Genomic DNA, 18,692 nt, shown 5'->3' with positions numbered 1-18,692 from the left:
CCCTTTCCATGTCCGATTCCCTGCACCTGGCCTGCCCACACTGCCTGGCCATCAACCGCGTCGCCACGGCGCGCCTCGCTGCCTCGCGCTGCGGCAAGTGCAAGCAGCCAATGTTCACCGGGACACCCCTGGAACTCACCGGCGTCAACTTCGCCGCGCTGATCGAGCGCAGCGAGCTGCCGGTGGTGGTCGACTTCTGGGCCGGCTGGTGCGGCCCCTGCAAGATGATGGCGCCGATCTTCGCCCAGACTGCCGCCGAGCTGGAGCCGCGCATCCGCTTCGCCAAGCTCGACACCGAGGCGGAACAGGCCCTGGCCGGGCGCTTCGGCATCCGCAGCATTCCTATGCTGATCGTGTTCAAGCAGGGGCGTGAGATCGCCCGGCAGGCCGGGCTGATGCAGGGCTCGCAGCTCAAGCGCTGGCTAGAGCCGTACCTGATCGGGGCGCCAGCCTAAACGACTCGATGGGAACTGCCCGACCCTGAATGCCTGCCTCTCAGGCCATGGCCGGGCCAGTCGACGATAGCCGTGTGGCTACGTCAGTTTCCGCACCTCGGCCTCGCCGGGTGCCAGCTCGTCGCCGTTGTCGGCCCTGGGGGCCATGAAGGGAATGGGCTTGCCCGTCTTCCTGTCGACCAAGCGCGAGTGCGGCTCACCCTGCGCGAACAGGTGGTGCTCCCCCCATTGGCGCAACGCCACCACCACGGGAAACAGCCTTTCTCCCTGCTCGGTCAGCACGTACTCCTTGTACGCCGTGCCGTCCGATGCTGGCCGGGTTGCCAGAATGCCCGCTTCGACAAGCTGATGCAGGCGGTCGGAGAGAATATTGCGCGCGACCCCCAGGCTGCGCTGGAAGTCTCCGAAGCGACGCACCCCGTCAAACGCATCCCGCACGATGAGTAGCGACCAACGATCGCCGATCACGTCGACGGAGCGCGCCACTGGACAGGGATCGTCACTCGAGGACTTGCGGCGAGGCATGGGACCTCCCTTTCGGGTTCGCCTAAGGGTCTAGTGGTTGCATTTTAAAACTGCATGATCCAGCATTCAATGAGTTTCATTTTGAAACCGATATGAGGCTGAGGATCATGAAGGCTACCCATCTCCCGACGGCATCGCCGTGCCACGACAGCACCGTCTCGCCCCATGCGGGCATGGCCGGTGGCTTGGTATGGCTGTTCTCGGTGGCCAGTGGCTTGAGCGTTGCCAACGTCTATTACGCGCAGCCCTTGCTGGACGCCCTGGCCGTGCAATTCCGTATCAGCCATGCGGCCGTCGGCGGCGTGATCACGGCTACCCAGGTTGGCTGTGCCTTGGCTTTGCTATTCCTCGTGCCGCTGGGGGATCTTGTGGAACGTCGCCGTCTCATGACCGGGCAACTGCTGGCGCTGGCTGCCGCGTTGGGCGTGGTAGGGCTGGCCCAAGCCGCCTGGGTGCTGTTGGCTGGCATGCTGGCTGTCGGTCTACTGGGTACGGCGATGACGCAAGGTCTGATTGCCTATGCCGCCAGTGCCGCCGCGCCCCACGAGCAGGGCCGCGTGGTCGGTGCGGCACAAGGCGGCGTGTTCATCGGCCTGCTGCTGGCTCGCGTGTTCGCGGGCGGCGTCAGCGACCTGGCCGGCTGGCGAAGCGTGTACCTGTGTGCCGCCGCGTTGATGCTGGCACTCGCGGTACCGCTGTGGCGACGGCTGCCGGCGCTTGCTGCCGCACCGGGCAACATGCGCTATGCGAGCCTGATCGCTTCGATGCTGGAACTGCTAAAAGAAGAACGGGCACTGCAAATCCGCGGCGTGCTCGCGCTGCTGATGTTCGCTGCCTTCAACATCTTCTGGAGTGCACTGGTGCTGCCGTTGAGCGCGCCGCCCTACGAGTTTTCGCATACCGTGACCGGCGCCTTTGGGTTGGTCGGCGTGGTCGGGTCGCTGGCCGCCGCGCGTGCCGGACAATGGGAAGACCGAGGGCTGGGGCAACGCAGCAGCGCAGCTGCCCTGGTACTGCTGCTGCTGGCCTGGTGGCCCTTGTCGCTGATGGAGTGGTCGCTTTGGGCGCTGGTGATCGGGATCGTGTTGCTGGACCTCGGCGGACAGGCGCTGCACGTGACCAACCAAAGCATGATCCTGCGCACCCGGCCGGAGGCGCACAGCCGCTTGATCGGCCTCTACATGCTGTTCTATGCAGTCGGCAGCGGGGCGGGAGCGATCAGCACGACAGCCACCTACGCCCATGCCGGCTGGCAGGGTGTCTGTGTCCTGGGGGCGTCGGTCAGCCTGGTCGCACTCACGTTCTGGGCAACCACCCGGCGATACATGCCGGCCGCGACTTCACTGGTTGAAGGCAAGGGATAGCCAGCGCACCGTCATCGTTTCAACAGCCCCTCGGCAAGCGCCTCGGCGAGGCGGTCCACGGCGGTGGCCAGCTTCTCGTCGATGACGTGCAGGTACTCCGTCCAGTCATTCACGTGGTGCAGCTCCGCCTTGCCGTCGGAGATGCCGCGCAGCACGATCAGCGGCACCTCGAAGCGGGTGCAGGCGCGCAGACAGGCGTAGCTCTCCATGTCCACCATATCGGCGGCGATGGCGGCATAGGCCTCGCCCGAGACGATATTTGCGCCGGTGGAAAGCGTGGCCTCACGTATGCCGGGAATACGCAGCGATAGGGGAACGATGGCGGGCAGGTCGAGAAAGGGCGTGGTGCCTTTCTCGAAGCCCAACGGCGAGGCGTCCATGTCGCGGTAGGCGACCGAGGTCGCCTGGTAGATCTCGGTCTGCTCGAGCGTCCGGCTGCCCGCCGAGCCCAGTGACACCACCAGATTCGGCAGGCGCTCTTCACGGGCGAGGGCGGCCAGGGAAGCGGTGAGCTCCACCGCCGCCTCCACCGGGCCGACGCCGGTCATGATCGGAGTGAAGCGCTGCCTGAGATGCGGCCCGTATTCGGCCTCCGCGGCCATCGCGAACAGCACGTCATGGCCGCCCAGGCGCGTCAGCGGCGGCGTGCGCCGTGCCGCGCTCATGCGCCGGTCCTCATACGCTGCATGGCCTCAGGCATCGCCATCGTTGCCAACCGTCTGGATGACCTCGAAGCCCTCGAAGTTCGGAGGACCCAGGTAGAGCCCCTCGCGCTTGCTCTGCCCAGCGTTGGCGTGGGCCTTGCGGAACGCCTCGGAGTGGGTCCAGGCCTCGAAGTCCTCGCGCGAGCGCCAGATGGTGTGCGAGGCGTAGAGCACGTGGTCCTCCTTCTCGGGGCCGCGCAGCATGTGGAACTCGACGAAACCGGGCAGACCCTGCAGGTGGGTCTCACGCTCCAGCCAGATCTGCTCGAACTCTTCCACTCTCTCGGGGTTGACCCGAAAACGGTTCATGGCGATGAACACGATAAGCTCCTTGTGATTCAGGCGGCTGATGATCACCAACGACGATGACACCGACGCCGATAGGTGGCAAGCAGGTAGAGGCGGTTCAGTCTGGCGCTCGACCGCTACCGCTCGACTCGAGAATCGCCTGGCGCAGTGTCTCGGGCGGTTGGGCACCCGACAGGCCGATTGCGTTATTGATGATGAAAGTGGGCACACCGCTCACGCCCAGGCGCCTCGCCTCGTCGAGGCCGGCTCTGACCTCGGCTCTACCCTGGTCGCTGGCGAGAAAGGCAGATATGTCGATATCCTCCAGCCCGCCGTCTCGGGCTGCCTTGGCCAGTACCGCACCGTCACCGATATCCTCACCCTCGACGAAGTAGCTGTGGAAGAGCGCTGCGACCACGGTTGTCTGAACGCCATGCTCCCCGGCGAGCCAGATCACCCGGTGGGCATCGAAGGTATTGGGAGTTCGCGTCATGCGTTCGTGGTGGATCTCGATACCGGCCTGGGCGGCAGCGGCCTCCACCTGGGCATCAAGCGCCCGGGAGCGCTCCCAGGAGCCGAACTTGGCGGTGCGGTAGTCACGCCGCGACAGGCCCTCGGTGGGCATGTCGGGGTTGAGCTCGAAGGGGTGCCAGGCCACCGATATGCTGATGTCCTCGGGCAGTTCGGCCAAGGCGAGGTCGAGGTGGCGTTTGCCGATGAAGCACCAGGGGCAGATGGCATCGGAGATCACGGTGATATCGACGTGGGGCATGGTCGCTGCGCCATTGGGTAGGGTTCCCTCGAACCCTAGCATCTCCCGGTCGCGTTTGACGCCGGTTTCAGCCATCGAGTAACGAAAGGGGTATCGTAAGTGAAAGCCACCGGGGAGAGACGCCGATGCACCAGGGAAGCTGCCTGTGCGGGAAAGTGACATATGAGTACCGCGGCGAGATCGATGAAGTCTCCATGTGCCACTGCCAGCAGTGCCGGAAGGCCCAGGGCTCGGCCTTTGCCGCCGTGGCGCCATTCGCTCGGCCGACTTTCGCATCACCCAGGGCGCGGAATACCTCAAGGAGTACCGCGCCACGCCGAACAAGGCACGGGTATTCTGCGCCGAGTGCGGCAGTCCGCTTTACAGCGCCCGCGACGACCGGCCCGAGGTCAAACGCCTGAGGCTGGGCACCCTGGATACGCCGGTAACACCCAGCAAGCGCTACCACGCCTGGGTCTCGTCCAAGGCAGAGTGGTTCGAGCTCGCCGATGAGCTGCCCAAGTATCCCGAATCCGCCCGTTGAGTGATCAGTGCCCCGCACAAGAAGGGCACAGAGTAGGGCAGAGCGGAACGAGAAGAGAACAAGAGCTGAGAACAAGAGCTGAGCGCAGGAGAGACCGGATGGCGTACCTGGCAACGGCGGTGGGTCTGCTGCTGGTAGCGGCATTGGCCATGCAGGCGTGGCGCCTGGCCGATACCCGCGCGAGGGACAAGGCCTGGGCCTGGCTGCAATCCCAGGCGCCCAGTACCGTCGAAGAATTCGATCCCGCCATGGTGGAAGCCCTGCCCGAGGCGGCCCGGCGCTACTTCCTCTACACCATCGCCCCAGGCACGCCGCTTCACGTGGTCAGCGAGATCCGCATGAGCGGCGAGATCGGCCTGGGCACCAAGGGAGCGCCCGGCTATCGCCCCATGCAGGCTCGCCAGATCCTCGCCCCGCCGCATGGCTTCATCTGGCACCTCGAACGGGCCGGCGCCGGCCTGATGCAGATGAGCGGTTCGGACGGCATGGCGAACGGCCGCTCCTGGACGCGCTTCTGGCTCAACGGCACTCTACCTGTTGCCAGGGCCGGGGGTGACGACAACCACCTGCGCGCCTCGTTCGGCCGAGCCGTGGCGGAAGCCGCCTTCTGGGCCCCGGCAGCGCTGCTGCCCCAGCACGGAGTGCACTGGGAAGAAGCCGGCGAGCCCAACCTGGCGCGCGCGATCATCACCCACGGCACCCTGGAGCAAGCGATAGAAATCGCCGTGGCCGAGAACGGCCAACCGCGCTGGGTGAAGTTCCAGCGCTGGAGCAACGCCAACCCCGAGAAGGAGTGGCGGCTCCAGCCCTTCGGCGGCTACCTGGACGACTTCCAAAACTTCGAAGGCTTCACCCTGCCCACCCGGGTCGACGGAGGCAATCACTTCGGTACAGAGGCGTACTTTCCTTTCTTTCGGGCGAGGGTGGAGGAGGTGAGGTTTCCTGTGCTGTAAAGCTGATCCTTTCGTAGGGCTGCGTTGATTCCTGCCATGGGACAACTCATGCTTCGGTGCTAGGCTGAAACGCAAAGACACATAACGACACATCCGTACGCGCAGGGACAGCCCATATGGATAGGGAAGCCACCGAGAGTAGTATTAGGGTTCAGCCGTTTGACCGTCTAGTGCAGGTTATGGCCGGTGGACACTGCCTGACGATACCTTCGCTGTTATCGAGTTTCGCGAGAGCGGCTACAGGTCATGCTGTCCGGTATCGACCCAAAGCGGACGTCCATTCTGGGGATCGCGACCCTTGGCATCACTATCACAGAGAACAGTATTCGGTCGTTCGCTGCGCCGTCAAACTCCAGTTTAATTGGAGAGAGATAGCGGGCTTCCATTCGAGCTAAATTCTCGCTTCAATAGACGACAGGTGATTGTGCCCACAGCTATGGTGATGCAATCTATAAGGTACCAATGATCGAGTTGAGAAAATAATGTCGCCAGAAGAGACTCCTGTCGGGGATACAGCGCGAGAGGCTATCGATTCACTTCGAGGGTATGTTTACCAAATCTACCAATCGGCACTTTCTTGGACAGAATTGAAAGAGGATGAGTTTCTTTTTCTAGAAGTGGCCGAGGACTACGCTGTCGCGGCAAAAAATGCGCTTCAAGCCGTGCAAGTTAAGGAAACTCATGGGCGTGTTACAATAAACTCAGACGATATTGTTGCTAGCATTGACAGCTTTGTTCAGTTGCAAGAAAAAATCCGAGCCTGAAAGTCACGCTGCGTCACCTTACAACCTCCACTATTGGAAAAGAGAAGAAAATTGAGGATCGAGTGAGCGATATGCCCACTCTTGACGCTTGGCGAAAATTAGCAAGATCAGGGGATCTGACCGAGTTGCGTCGAGTCATTAAAAACTCTAAGCTCTCCAGGAAAACGAAAGAATTTGTAGATGGCCTTGATGATAACAGTCTTCGAGAGAAATTCCTCAAGAGAATTCACTTTGATTGTGGAGCCAATGAATCTCGCTTTCTGGCACGGCAAATAAATACGAGAATCTCTAAGCTCCTGTTGGATAGAGGTGGAGTGCATTCGCAAGCGCAAGCATGCACAGCCAATATACTGTTAGTCGTTTTAAAGCTTTCTACAAACCCCAATCGAGATGAACGTGTCATCGACCGAAATGGCCTAGAAGAGATTCTGGAGACGGCGACACAGGTTACTCTAAACAGGGCCCAATTCGAGGAACAGAACAAGCTCATGGCGAGAGCCTTGTCAGCTTCCGTACCTTCAGCGGCCGATCTTTCGGGCGCTCATCCTGTCCGGCCTAGCCCGGTTTCTGAAACACCGCTGCCCAAGGCTCTTGCAAATAGAACAGAGGCAATTCGGCAACTGCAAAAAATCTTAGATAAATTCGGGGTTTGCTGGATTTTCGGGGCTGCCGGTATGGGCAAGACAGTCGCAGCTCGTGTTCTTGCAAACAGCCTTGGAGGCGACTGGTCCAGCATAAATTTGAGGGGGCGGTCTCGCGAGCAAGTTGCACAGGTGTTATTTCAGTCAGCGGAGTCAATAAGAGATTTTGGCCGCCAAGGCCTGATCATCGATGATCTGACTTGGATTACAGACCCTTCAGTGCTTGACAGTCTGTGCTACCTGCTTTTCTCATCTCAACGCTCAGATGTCCTTCTGATTTTGAACTCATCTGACCTTCCAAGCAATGAGTTTCTATTCTCCTGTGATCTTCATGCTGGAGTTGCGCATACTTTGTCGGAATTCTCAGAAGAAGACATTCGTGAGATTCTTGAAAAGTTTGGAGTGAGTGACGCTAATTGGGCAAAGTACGCCCACTTGGTATCTGGGGGTGGCCATCCTCAACTTGCGATGGCGTTTGTCCAGAGCATGGCTATATCGGGCTGGAATTCTTCAGAGTTTCAAATTTTAGATACCTTGTTGCAGGGCTCACCTGCTGTTAAAGACGTAAGGAAGCGAACTCGAGAACGTTTGTTGAACGATCTTCCTCCTTCTAGCCGGCTACTGCTCGAAAGGCTTTCACTCAAAATTGGTGGGTTCACCAGGGAGCTGGCTTTTGATCTTGGTAAAGTTCTGCCAGCGGTCCTAGATACAGGGATAATTCTGGAGACACTGATTGGCTCTTGGGTGGATCAGCAAGAGGGCAATAGGTTCAGCCTTTCACCTCTGCTGTCGGGACTCGCTGCAAAAACACTCGGTGTTGACGAAAAGAAGAAAATCGAAAGCACAATCGCGGATTCGTTGACGAAAAGTCGTACGCTCGACGTTACCGATATGGACTCAGCTTTTATAGCTGCTTGGTCGAGCGGGAACGAACGAGTTCTTATAAAGCTTTGCATGGCTATACTCGGTTCTGATTTTTCAGAAATGAAAATGCTAGCGCCCCACCTGTCGATGTTTACTCTGTTTAGGACGGATAAGATAGCATACCCTGTCAACGCATCGCTTAGTCATATGTTCAGAGGTGCACAGCTTCTTCTTCTGAACCAAGACAGCGACTCGCCGAACAAAATTAACGATGCATTGCGTTGTTTCGCTGAGGAAGCAGCGAACGTTGAGCATGACGAGATGCGCACGACGATGAACATTATCGTCTACTCAAAGCTGCTGCTCCAGACACCCAAAACTGGGTTGGGTACGAACTTTACTGAGATTATAACTGAGCTCGATCACTTGCTGAATGGCGAGGCGCTTCCGACTGAGGTACTGGACAGCATTCGACACGTCGAAGAGGAAGGTGTCTCCGCAATAGGTGCCATGTTCTTGAATCAAGCGCACCAACTCGAAAAAATCGAGGATCTCCGACATGTTTTTGATTTTCTTGATAGTAGCCCATCCGATTTGCGGTCGAAACTACTAGCGCCTTTCAGACAAGACGCTTTTGAAGTGGATATACTTGTTGCAGGTGCTTGGTTGCGTGAGCATGATCATGGAACCATTGACTCACCGATTCACAGCGCGATCTTTGCGCGATTAGAGGAACAAGCCATTAGCTGGGGCGAAGTTGACCTCGCTGTATGTTGTCGGAAGTATCAGGCGATAATTATAGATGAGTGCGGAGGCGACAAAGATAAAGCACTTAAAGTACTTGATGAAGGTCTTTCGATATTTGGACAGACAAATTCTGAACTTGTACGTGCAAAAGCAAAAGTCCTCTATCGGTCAGACGACCACAAAGGAAGCCTTCAGCTTTCCAAAGCATTGATCGAAGGCGATGCACCTTTGAACGAGGTCGAAAAGGCGTTCCTAGGAAGGGACGCAGCGATCAGCGCCGAGAAGCAAGGCGATTTTAAAACAGCGCGTCGCTACTATCTCTACGGTAGCGGTGCAGCAAAGAAGTCAAACGTTTCAGATATGGCTGCCATGAGGGTGGGACTGTTGGCTGATGCAGCGTTGGTAAGTTGGCATCAGGGCTGTAGATTAACATGCTTGCAGGACTTCGTTGCTGTCCTCATTGAACTAAATAAATTCGAGTCGAATGAGACATTGCGTACTGCGCATTGCCATGCTCTTACTCGGCATGTGTTGCTATGGCTGACTCAAGACGCAACTGGAGAAACTAGGTTTTTAGAAAATGGAGAGGAAACAAGAATCTATGCTGGTTGTGTGAGCAATCCAGAGCCTCATCCAAAGATTGGAGAGCGCTATGTTGCACCGATTGAGATGGCATGGTACATGCTCGCTTCGGTCGAAAATTATGCATCTCTTGATGCGGGTATAACTGAAAACCTTGAACGATTCTTGCCTAATGGGCCTGTGCTTGAAGGGCAAATGCTTTTAAGTCCGGCTAAGGTTCACAAATCCATGACTCGGCTTGATGCAAAGTTTTTTATTGATGCTCTAAAGGATACTATATCTTGTATGGCGTTCGCGCGAACTAGCCATAAGCGGCCTGGCGGTCTTGATATTAAGAACCTGAGCTACGGCACTTTACCGTTGGCTACAAAGGACCAGCAGGAAGACCTTCGGGACTTAACGGAGCAAATGGTTCTTCTCTATTTTGCAATGTGCATCATAAAAGAAGATGTCGACAAAATCGAAGAGGCGTTACAAGAGTTAGATAGCGCGAGTGGTTTTGAACTGCGCTCTGTGCTAATTAACCATTTGCAAAGCAGCGGTATGGTTGAAGACTATTATCAGGACTTTGCGAAATTAATTCGGGAGCACGCTCGTGGTTTGTCTGAGTCACAAGCAGTCTCTCCAAGACAGGTTTTTGAACTGGCCTTTAAGGTTATGCAGATAGCTAATGCGACCGGAAATTCTCGTCTGGTCGGTGAACATTTACTGCCTTGGTTGCAGAAGAAATGGAAATTTATTTTGGGGCGCCAGCGCTTTTTGTTAAACCTCCCAACTCTTCATGAAGATAAAATAAATAAAGCAATAGATCAGAAATATGTTTCTGACCAGGTTAAATTGGTTGACATGTTGTCTGCCATCCTTCCGACACTTGGGATTGGCAACTATAATGAGCTAGAAAAAATATTATCTCACTTACGATATCAATGGAATTTTTGAGGTTTAGGCTCAAGCAAGAGCAGCTAGAGAGACGTGATAGTGGTGAAAACACTAAGATGAATGTTTGCCTTGAGGTTCCGCTGTGGTGAATTATCATGTTCCTAATGCGTAGAAAATGTGCCCTAAAATTGGATTTTGCTACAGCTTAGCTATATCAGCATGTCCCTAGCGTTCGCTTCTGGCCTGATATCGAACTTTAGGCTACGCTGATAGATATGGCACGGCAGCTGATTACCCAAAGCTGTGGGGCAATCAGGGACGTACACCTTTTTGCCTACCCACCACTATTTTATTTTTTAATTAAGGCGTTATGCATTATGAAAGACAGTGCCAAGGGACGGTTTCTTCGCCGGTACACGGAGCTACCGTTTCTGATCGATTTTCTCGAAACAAAAAATATCACACTTCTCAATCCGAAGTCTTGGGATGATCGTAATGACTCATATTACTTGCAGCAATATGGGGAAGCTACTGGGCTTAGCTCAATCTATTCACTTTGCCTAACCGAAACTAACGAAACCTATCATCACTGGAGGGTTTTTTCACATGGAGCCAGTGGCGTCTGCATCGAGTTTCATAAAGGAATGTTTTTGGATCGCGTGAAGCGAGTGGAAGGCTTACGAGCAGAGCCAGTCATATACAGAACGTTAGATGATATGCGTTCGAAGCCGCCAGAAACCGAGGAACTTCCATTTATTAAGCGACACGCCTTCGGCGATGAAATGGAGTATCGTCTTTTCGTAGCTCGCGCCAATCACGAAACAGTCACACTCAAGATTCCAGTTAGTCTCGACACAATCAGTCGAATCATGCTAAGCCCTTGGCTCCCTAAGGAAGTCGCAAGTCAGGTTAAGTCGGCCCTTCGAGCCATACGAGGATGCAGCAAGCTAAAGATCTACAGGTCTACTTTGGTGGAGAATGAAGCTTGGAAGAAGTTCGCGAAAAATGAATTTTAATAATACGTGGGGAGTGGCGTTTGACCCGGATCTCACTTTTGCTCACGTAAGGCTCGATCTGGCGCTAAAAGCACCTGAACATAGCATTATATCAGAATTGTCTTAAAGGCAGCTTCTGGCCGAAAGCCGATATCACCAGCCATAGGAGATATCGGCTGTTCTACAACCCCAGCCCGCTGGGTAGCACAACTTGATGCTGCGGCTGCCATCGCTTGAGTACCTACTCGGTGCCCGGCTGACTCTCCTCTGTCTCTACCTGCCCGCGCCGCTGCAACCAGCGCATCACCAGCCAGCACAGTGCGGCCCAGGCCGCTCCGGCGGTCCAGCCGGCGAGTACATCCGTCGGCCAGTGCACGCCGAGGTAGACACGGCTGATGCCCACCAGCAGGGTGAGCAGTATCGCCAGTATCAGCAGGTAGGCCTTCAGCCTCAGCGCCGGCTGTACCCGGATGAGCAGGGCGGCCAGGGTGAGATAGGTGACGGCAGACATCATCGAGTGGCCGCTGGGAAAGCTCGCGGTGTAGACCATGGCTTCATGCGGCACGAGATCGGGCCGTGGACGATCGAAGCCCATCTTCATCAGCGTGCTGAGCAATATGCCGCCGGGCACCGCGACCGAGGCAAAGAGCGCCGCGCGATAGTGCCGGGCGAGCAGCAGGTAGCCCAGGGCGCCCAGGGTGATCACGACCAGCACGCCGACCCCACCGAGCGCGGTAAAGTCTCGCCCCATTTCCTCGACCCAGCCCGGGCCGAGCGGATCGGTGTGATCGGCAGCGTTGCGCAGGGAGAGCAGTAGGGTCTCGTCGATGCTCTGGGTCTCTCCCTCGGTGACGGCATCGGCCAGCTCGATGAACCCCCAGACCCCACCGGAAAGAACCGAGACACACAGCAGCACTGCCAACTCGTAGCGGCCCAGCCTAGCCAGCAGGGAAAGCCCGTGGCGTCTCACATGTTCGATTTTTCTGTAATGCTTCATTTGCAGCTCCCTTGCTTGGATAACTATACATGTCGATTTCCAGATAACCCTAGGCTCTGTCTGAAAAGTCGGCGAGCGAAGGCCAGACAAGGCAAAAATCGGCGAAAGGGCGGAGTTTACGGGGTGTAAATGAGTACCTTGAGCCGATTTTTAACGCCGTATGACCGAGCGTAGCCAGTTTTCAACAGAGCCTAGTGTGGCTGCGTTATTACAACCTCCCCAGCCCACTCACTCTAACCACCTCCCTCGTCACCGCCTCATCCAGCATCCCGCGGCCCGTCTCTAACAGCGTAAGCCAGTCCCTTGCTCGGGTGATGCCGGTGTAGACCAGCTCGCGGGTGAGGATGGGGTTGGGGGCGTCGGGGAGCAGCAGGGCGGTGTGGGTGAATTCCGAGCCTTGGGATTTGTGTACCGTCATGGCGAACACGGTTTCCACCGCTTGCAGGCGGCTGGGCAGCACCCACTTGATGTCGCCGCTGCCGTCGCTGGCGGGGAAGGCTACGCGCAGCAGGGTACGGCCGGGTGTGTCGGTGGCACTGCGGGCTTCGGGCACGGCGAGGGTGATGCCGATATCGCCGTTCATCAACCCCAGGCCGTAGTCGTTGCGTGTGACGAGCACCGGGCGGCCTTCGAACCAGCCCTGCTCCAGCTCCAGGTCGCTGGCCTTGAGCCAGCCGGCGCGGCGCAGGGCGCGGCCGATGCGCGGGTTCAGGCCTTCGATTCCCCAGGGGCCTTTCCTCAGCGCACACAGCAACTGAAAGTGGCCGTGGGCGGCGAGTACCTGGCGGGCCCAGTCGTCGTAGGGCTGGCGCGCTTCGCCTTCGCCGAAGTAGGGCTGGGTGGGGCGCGCTGCCTGCACCACCTCCAGATAGTGAGCGTAGCCGCGGGGCGGGACGATGGGCTCGCCACGGCGGTCGTGGCGGCCTTCGCCGCTGTTGAGGAATCCGGCCGGGTGGCCGTTCACCACCAGGCGATCCAGCGCTGGGTCGTCGGCGTCCGCCAGGGCGAGGCGGGCGATATCGGCATAGCCCTGCTGGAAAATCTCGCGTACGGCGCGTTTCTTCTCTTTCTGCCCTTCCTTCTCAGCCTGGCCGTTGCCTAGCGGGCGGTTGACCGCTTCGGCAAGCTGGCCGATGCCGCTCTTGGCATCGAAGCGGTGGCTTACCCGCAGCATGGCGATGGCCTGGTCCAGCGGCTGGCCGGTTTCGTCGCGGTATTGCTCGGGTATCGGCGTGCCGTTCACCCGTTGCAGCCAGTCGCAGGTGGCCGGGGTGTAGTGGCCGCCTTCGGCGCGCTGGCACAGGTCGCCGAGCACGGCGCCGGCCTCCACCGAGGCGAGCTGGTCCTTGTCGCCGAGCAGAATCAGCCGCGCCTTGGGCGGCAGGGCGGTGAGCACGGCGGCCATCATCTCGATATCCACCATCGAGGCTTCGTCGATCACCAGGGCGTCCAGCGCCAGCGGGTTGCCGGCGTGGTGGCGGAAGTGGCGGGTATCCGGTCGTGAACCCAGCAGGCGGTGCAGCGTGGTGACCTCCGTCGGGATACTGTCGCGCAGGGTTGAGATATCCACACCCTGTTGGCCCACGGCGGCGGCCAGTTCCACCAGCGAGAGGTTCTGCACCTGCTTGGCGATGGATTCGTTGAGGCGGGCGGCGGCCTTGCCGGTGGGGGCGGCCAGGCGAATGCGCAGTGGGCGCGGGGCGCCGGCGCCGGGTTGTGTGGTTTCGCCCAGGGCCAGCGCCTGGAGCAAAGCGAGCAGCTTGACCACGGTGGTGGTCTTGCCGGTGCCGGGGCCGCCGGTGATCACGGCGAAGCGCGAGCGGCTGGCCAGGGCACAGGCGGCCTGCTGCCAGTCGAGTTCATGCCCCGGGGTAAAGAGCGCCGCCAGCGCCCGGGCCAGGGTGGCGGTATCGGCTTCTGCGTCGGTGGTGGCTGTCAGCCGGGCGCCGATCAGGCCGCGAATGTCCTGCTCGTACTGCCAGTAGCGGCGCAGGTAGAGCTGCACGTTGCCGTCGCGCTCGCTGCGCACCAGCGGGGTGTTGCCGGGCGGCTCGTTGCCGTCCGCCACCAGGGCGTGATGGCGCAGCGCATCGCGCCAGGTGGCGAGATCCAGCTCGGCCAGCAGCTCGCTTGGCAGCGGTGGCGGGTCGCTCAGGTCGTCGCCTTCCGGCGGCAGCGAGAGCGCCAGGTCGGGGGCGGCGAGAGTCTGGGCGAGATCGAGGCACACGTGGCCGCGGCCAAGCTGATGGCTGGCCAGCGCCGCGGCGAGCAGCAGCAGGGGCGGGGCGTCGTTCACCTCGCGCTGGAAGAAGCTCGCCAGCGCCCGATCCAGCGCGCGCAGCCAGCCGCGCTCCACCCAGCGGTCGAGCAGGGCGAACAGTGGTTGGGTGTCAGTGAGCGCGGCCTGTACGTTGCCCAGCGTGGTTGGGGATGGTTCCGGCTTGGCTTGGGGCGGTTCAGGTTCGGCGCCCTCGTCGGCTGCCTGGCGGCTGCCTGCGGGTTCCTCACCGAGATCGGCGAACAGGTCCGGTGTGGCGTCGTCGTGGTGCTTGCTGCGCTTGCTCATGCCGGCGCCTCCGTGGTGGTGTGGGTGCCTGCCGCTCGGGCGTCGCCCTGGAACAGCGCGTCCAGCGCTTCGATCAGCTCCCGCGGGGGGCGCTCGGCGTGGACGCCGCGGCTCTCCGCATTGGCGCCCCGGAGAAAGACGGTGAGCGAGCCGCCGATATGGCGGTCGTAGTCGTAGTCCGGCAGGCGCGCCTTGAGCAGCCGGTGCAGGGCCAGCAGGTAGAGCGCGTACTGCAGGTCGTAGCGCTTGGCGGCCACCGCCTGGCGCATGGCCTCCTGGCTGTAGGCGCTGTCGTCCGGCCCCAGGTGGTTCGATTTCCAGTCGGCCACGTAGTAGCGCCCCTCATGCTCGAACACCAGGTCGATGAAGCCCTTGAGCATGCCGTTGAGGGTGTCGGCATCCAGCGCGGGGCGGGACAGGCCGGCACCCGGGCTGTTATCCAGGCTTGCCAGTGTGTAAGCACTTACGAGGGCGTCCAGCCGACGGGTGTCGACCTGGCGCGAGGCGAACCAGAACTCCATCTCGACCTGATAGCTCGTCAACGCTTCGAGCCTGAGGCTGCCCGCGCCGTTGGGCAGCGGCAGCGGGGCGGCGAGCAGGGTGCCGAACCAGGCGTGCAGGGTGTTCAGCCACGGCTGCCAGCCGCGCACCTGGCAGCGCCGCGCCAGGGTCTCCTCGCGCAGGGCCGGGTCGCGGGCCACGCGGGCGAAGCCGTGCTCGCCGGCCCATTCTAAAATCCCGTGCAAGAAAGTACCGGGCCCGGGGCCTCGGGGGAACCGATGTAAGGAAGGCAACGGTTCGCTCTGACCGCTGTCGCGGGGCTCCTCCAGCACCTCCAGCGCGGTGGCTTCCATGGCGGTGGCCGGTTCCGGTAGGCTGCCGCTTCGCGGTGCTTCGCTGTCATGGGGCTTAACAGGTGAGTCAGTCCTTACTGGGGCGCTGGCCGATGCGACGGTGGCGATCTCGCCGGAGAGGCGCAGCGCCGAGTAGCTGGCGATCCACCAGTGTTCGCGGGCGGGACGCGTGGGCATGCGCGCTTCGCCCAGGGCGTCGTCGCGCTGGTCGAGGGAGACGATCTGGGCGTGAGCGGGCGGCGCCGGGGTGATCTCGATGGTGGCGCAGTCGCCCTTGAGTCGTGCGAGCGCTTCGCTGAATCCAGTGGGGCCGAGCAGGTCGCCGTTGGCCAGCAGCTGGCCGATGGCGCTGCCTTCGCCGCCCTTGAGCGGCGCCATGCCGAGCCAGGTGGCGTGGCGCGCGCGGGTCAGCGCCACGTAGAGCTTGCGCAGGTCCTCGCCCAGGCGCTCGCGGTCGACGGTGGCCAGGGTCTCCTCGTCGGCCTCCAGGCTGATGCGCAGGCGGCCCTCGGCGTCGTGCCAGCGCAGCGGCGAGTCTTCCTTTTTCGTCGCGCGGTGACTGCAGATGAAGGGCAGGAACACCAGCGGGTACTCCAGCCCCTTCGACTTGTGAATGGTGATGACCTGCACCAGGTCGGCGTCGCTCTCCAGGCGCAGCTTGTGGGTGTCGCCATGGCCCTCGGGGTTGGCGATGGCCTCGGCGAGAAAGCGGATCAGCGCGTGTTCGCCGTCGAGCTCCTGGCTGGCGTGTTGCAAGAGTTCTCCCAAATGCAGCAGATCCGTTAGGAAGCGCTCACCCTCGCTGGCGGGGCCGCTGGAGAGCAGCCGCTGTGCCACGTCGAAGTCGTGGATGATCTTGCGCACCAGCGGCAGCACGCCCTGGCGTTGCCACAGCCGGTGGTAGTCGCGGAACTGCAGCACGCGGCCTTCCCAGGCCAGCTCGTCCTCGTTCAACTTATCCAGCGTGGCGATGTCGAGCCCCAGCACCGGGGTGGCCAGGGCGGTGCGCAGCAGCCTGTCGTCGTCGGGCGCCGCGCAGGCGCGCAGCCAGGCGTCGAGATCCCGTGCGACCGGCGAGGCGAAGACCTTGTCCTTGTCCGAGAGGTAGACGCTCTTCACCCCGCGCCGGGCCAGCGCCTGGCGGATCGCCCGCGCCTCCCCCAGGCCGTTGACCAGCACCGCCATGTCGGAGGGCTTGAGCGGCTTGAGCGTTCCCTCTTCTTGAAACCCGGTGCGGCCGCTTAGCCCCTCGTTGAGCAGCTCGACCATGGTGGAGGCGCAGCGCTCGGCCATCTCGCCGTGGTAGGCGGTCTTGGAGAGCGGTTCGTCGCACTCGAGCTGCCACAGGGTCATGGCCGGCAGCGGCTGGCCCTGGCGGGTGAGTGAGTCCTTGCGTCCTTTGGCGCCTACCGCCACAAAGGGAACCGGATTGCTGCCATCGCTTTGCTTGAACAGGAAGGCCCCGGGCGGGTGCGCTTCGGCGAATGCGAAGCAGCGGTTCACCGCCTCGACCATCTCGCGGCTGGAACGGAAGTTGGTGCCCAGGGTGACGTGGCGGCCTTGGGTGTCGCGGCGGGCGCGCAGGTAGGTGTAGATGTCGGCGCCGCGGAAGGCGTAGATCGCCTGCTTGGGGTCGCCGATCAGAAAGACGCCGCTTTGACGGTGGTTCTCGCGGATGCGGTAGACGCAGTCGAAGATGCGGTACTGCACCGGGTCAGTGTCCTGGAACTCGTCGACCAGTGCGACCGGGAACTGGCGGCGGATCTGTGCGCCGAGCGCCTCGCAATTGGGGCCGGTGAGCGCCCGGTCGAGATGGGTGAGCAGCTCGTTGGGGCCCATCTCGGCGCGGCGCTCCTGCTCGCGGTCGAGGCGCGCGCGACACCAGTGCACGGCGTGGGTGAGCAGGTCGGCGTAGGGATCGGGCAGGGAGTTGAGCTCGTCCTGCAGCTTTTCCAGCGCGGCCAGTGCCGGGTGATCCGGCGGCTCGCCCTTGAGCCAGATATCGGCCATGCCCTGGGGCGTGAGGCGCTTCCAGGCGGCATCGGTCAGGCCGGGCCAGGTGGCCTCGCCTTGGCACCATTCACGCAGGGCGCCGAGCCAGTTGGCGCGGCTTTTGGCGTTGAAGCTCTGGCCCTTGAAGGCCTTCTGCTGGGCGGCTTCTTCGAACAGCGCCTCGCACTCGTCGAGCCACTGGGGCCAGGGGGCCTTGAGCTGAGCCAGGCGCTCGGCGGTCTCGTGCTGAGCGTTGGCTACGCTGACTTCCGGCGGCGGGGCGCCCTTGTCGAGGGCTTCGGCTTCGGGCATCAGGCCGCGCACGGCGGCGTGGAGCTGTTCGGGCGTGTTCCAGTGGCGTACCACGCTGCCCAGCTCGTCGGTGCTCAGCGGATAGTAGAAGCTGCGCCAGTAGTCGCGTACCACCTCGAGTTCCAGCTCGGTCTGGTCGTTTTCCAGGTCGAGCGAGAAAAGGCTGCCGCTGTCGAAGGCGTGCTCGCGCAGCATGCGGTAGCACCAGCTGTGGATGGTGGAGACGGCGGCCTCGTCCATCCATTCGGCGGCGAGCTGCAGGCGTCGGGCGCAGGCGGGCCAGGTGGCGGGATCGTATTGATCGCGGAGGGCCAGGAGCAGCGGATCTTGTGGCGTCAGGGATGATCCTGCGTTAGGCCTCTGGTGGGCCGCTTCGTCAGCAGGATTTCGCGGAGGCGCTGTGAACCCATCCCTGGGCGCTACCGATGCCATCCCTGGCATAGGACCTCCGCTACATCCTGCTCCCGAAGCTTGGGCAGTGCCGGTCGCCTGGGGAGAGAGAAAGACATTGGCAGCTTCCACCAGCCGCGCACGTATCCGCTCGCGCAGCTCCTGGGTGGCGGCGTTGGTAAAGGTGACGACGAGGATCTCGGGCGGCGTGAGCGGGCGTTCGAAGGCGGTATCGTCGTCGGCCGAGCGGGCGCCGAGTACCAGGCGCACGTAGAGCAGGGCGATGGTGAAGGTCTTGCCCGTGCCAGCGCTGGCTTCGATCAGGCGGCTGCCGTGCAGGGGAAAGGCCAATGGATCGAGCTGCGTTACCTCGCTCATGCTTGTTCCCCTGTTGGTTATGCCCATCACGGGCCGATTCATACGGCGCTGCCGGGTTATGTTGCCGCAAAACGTCGAGGCGATAAATGCAGGCTCGCCTGTGCGCCGACGAGATTTTCATACCTGGAGCGCCAAGTGACGGGCACT

General features: G+C 60.8%; 13 protein-coding genes and 1 pseudogene. 7 read left to right on the top strand and 7 right to left on the bottom strand.

Going from position 1 to position 18,692, the window contains the following annotated elements; translation table 11 throughout:
• Positions 1-8: 8 nt before the first annotated feature.
• Complete coding sequence (gene trxC / locus KPL81_RS02675) at positions 9-455, top strand: thioredoxin TrxC (protein ID WP_219790575.1); 447 nt, start codon at positions 9-11, stop codon at positions 453-455.
• A 78-nt stretch (positions 456-533) separates the two neighbouring features.
• Here trxC and KPL81_RS02670 read toward each other — a convergent pair whose 3' ends face one another.
• Positions 534-980, bottom strand: coding sequence for a winged helix-turn-helix transcriptional regulator (locus tag KPL81_RS02670; RefSeq protein ID WP_219790574.1), 447 nt, complete (start codon positions 978-980; stop codon positions 534-536).
• Positions 981-1,087: 107 nt separating this feature from the next.
• Here KPL81_RS02670 and KPL81_RS02665 point away from each other — a divergent pair, with 107 nt between their 5' ends.
• The gene (locus KPL81_RS02665) at positions 1,088-2,344 is read left to right on the top strand and encodes an MFS transporter (RefSeq protein ID WP_219790573.1); all 1,257 of its coding nucleotides are present in this window, start codon (positions 1,088-1,090) and stop codon (positions 2,342-2,344) included.
• Between the two features lie 11 nt (positions 2,345-2,355).
• Here KPL81_RS02665 and KPL81_RS02660 read toward each other — a convergent pair whose 3' ends face one another.
• The 3 genes from KPL81_RS02660 to KPL81_RS02650 all read right to left on the bottom strand — a co-directional run bounded on the left by KPL81_RS02660 (position 2,356) and on the right by KPL81_RS02650 (position 4,108).
• Positions 2,356-3,009 (bottom strand): 5'-methylthioadenosine/S-adenosylhomocysteine nucleosidase, encoded by a 654-nt coding sequence (locus KPL81_RS02660; RefSeq protein WP_219790572.1) that lies wholly within the window; start codon positions 3,007-3,009, stop codon positions 2,356-2,358.
• A gap of 27 nt (positions 3,010-3,036) precedes the next feature.
• Positions 3,037-3,369 (bottom strand): heme-degrading protein HmuQ, encoded by a 333-nt coding sequence (gene hmuQ / locus KPL81_RS02655; RefSeq protein WP_167113393.1) that lies wholly within the window; start codon positions 3,367-3,369, stop codon positions 3,037-3,039.
• Positions 3,370-3,454: 85 nt separating this feature from the next.
• A complete protein-coding gene (locus tag KPL81_RS02650; RefSeq protein WP_219790571.1) occupies positions 3,455-4,108 on the bottom strand; it encodes a DsbA family oxidoreductase in 654 nt (217 codons plus the stop codon).
• A gap of 125 nt (positions 4,109-4,233) precedes the next feature.
• On the opposite strand from KPL81_RS02650, the pseudogene KPL81_RS02645 reads away from it, so the two are divergent.
• The 5 genes and pseudogenes from KPL81_RS02645 (at position 4,234) to KPL81_RS02625 (ending at position 11,077) form a co-directional block, all read left to right on the top strand.
• Positions 4,234-4,631: pseudogene (locus tag KPL81_RS02645) on the top strand (GFA family protein).
• A gap of 98 nt (positions 4,632-4,729) precedes the next feature.
• Positions 4,730-5,584, top strand: a complete 855-nt coding sequence (locus tag KPL81_RS02640; protein WP_219790570.1) for a DUF6544 family protein — start codon at positions 4,730-4,732, stop codon at positions 5,582-5,584.
• Between the two features lie 482 nt (positions 5,585-6,066).
• Positions 6,067-6,348 (top strand): dsDNA nuclease domain-containing protein, encoded by a 282-nt coding sequence (locus KPL81_RS02635; protein ID WP_219790569.1) that lies wholly within the window; start codon positions 6,067-6,069, stop codon positions 6,346-6,348.
• Between the two features lie 62 nt (positions 6,349-6,410).
• Positions 6,411-10,121, top strand: a complete 3,711-nt coding sequence (locus KPL81_RS02630) for an NACHT domain-containing protein (protein ID WP_219790568.1) — start codon at positions 6,411-6,413, stop codon at positions 10,119-10,121.
• A 317-nt stretch (positions 10,122-10,438) separates the two neighbouring features.
• Positions 10,439-11,077 (top strand): hypothetical protein, encoded by a 639-nt coding sequence (locus KPL81_RS02625; protein WP_219790567.1) that lies wholly within the window; start codon positions 10,439-10,441, stop codon positions 11,075-11,077.
• Positions 11,078-11,297: 220 nt separating this feature from the next.
• Here the strand turns inward: KPL81_RS02625 and KPL81_RS02620 are convergent, their stop codons facing one another.
• The 3 genes from KPL81_RS02620 to recB form a co-directional block, all read right to left on the bottom strand.
• The gene (locus KPL81_RS02620) at positions 11,298-12,053 is read right to left on the bottom strand and encodes a phosphatase PAP2 family protein (RefSeq protein ID WP_219790566.1); all 756 of its coding nucleotides are present in this window, start codon (positions 12,051-12,053) and stop codon (positions 11,298-11,300) included.
• Positions 12,054-12,261: 208 nt separating this feature from the next.
• Positions 12,262-14,619: an exodeoxyribonuclease V subunit alpha gene (gene recD, locus KPL81_RS02615; RefSeq protein WP_219790565.1), complete on the bottom strand. Its 2,358-nt coding sequence runs from the start codon at positions 14,617-14,619 to the stop codon at positions 12,262-12,264.
• Complete coding sequence (recB, locus tag KPL81_RS02610; RefSeq protein WP_219790564.1) at positions 14,616-18,545, bottom strand: exodeoxyribonuclease V subunit beta; 3,930 nt, start codon at positions 18,543-18,545, stop codon at positions 14,616-14,618. Before recB ends, recD begins: the two co-directional genes overlap by 4 nt.
• Positions 18,546-18,692 lie beyond the last annotated feature (147 nt).

Source organism: Billgrantia antri (genome assembly GCF_019430905.1).
GTDB lineage: Bacteria > Pseudomonadota > Gammaproteobacteria > Pseudomonadales > Halomonadaceae > Halomonas > Halomonas antri.
This window is presented reverse-complemented; position numbering and strand designations above follow the sequence as displayed.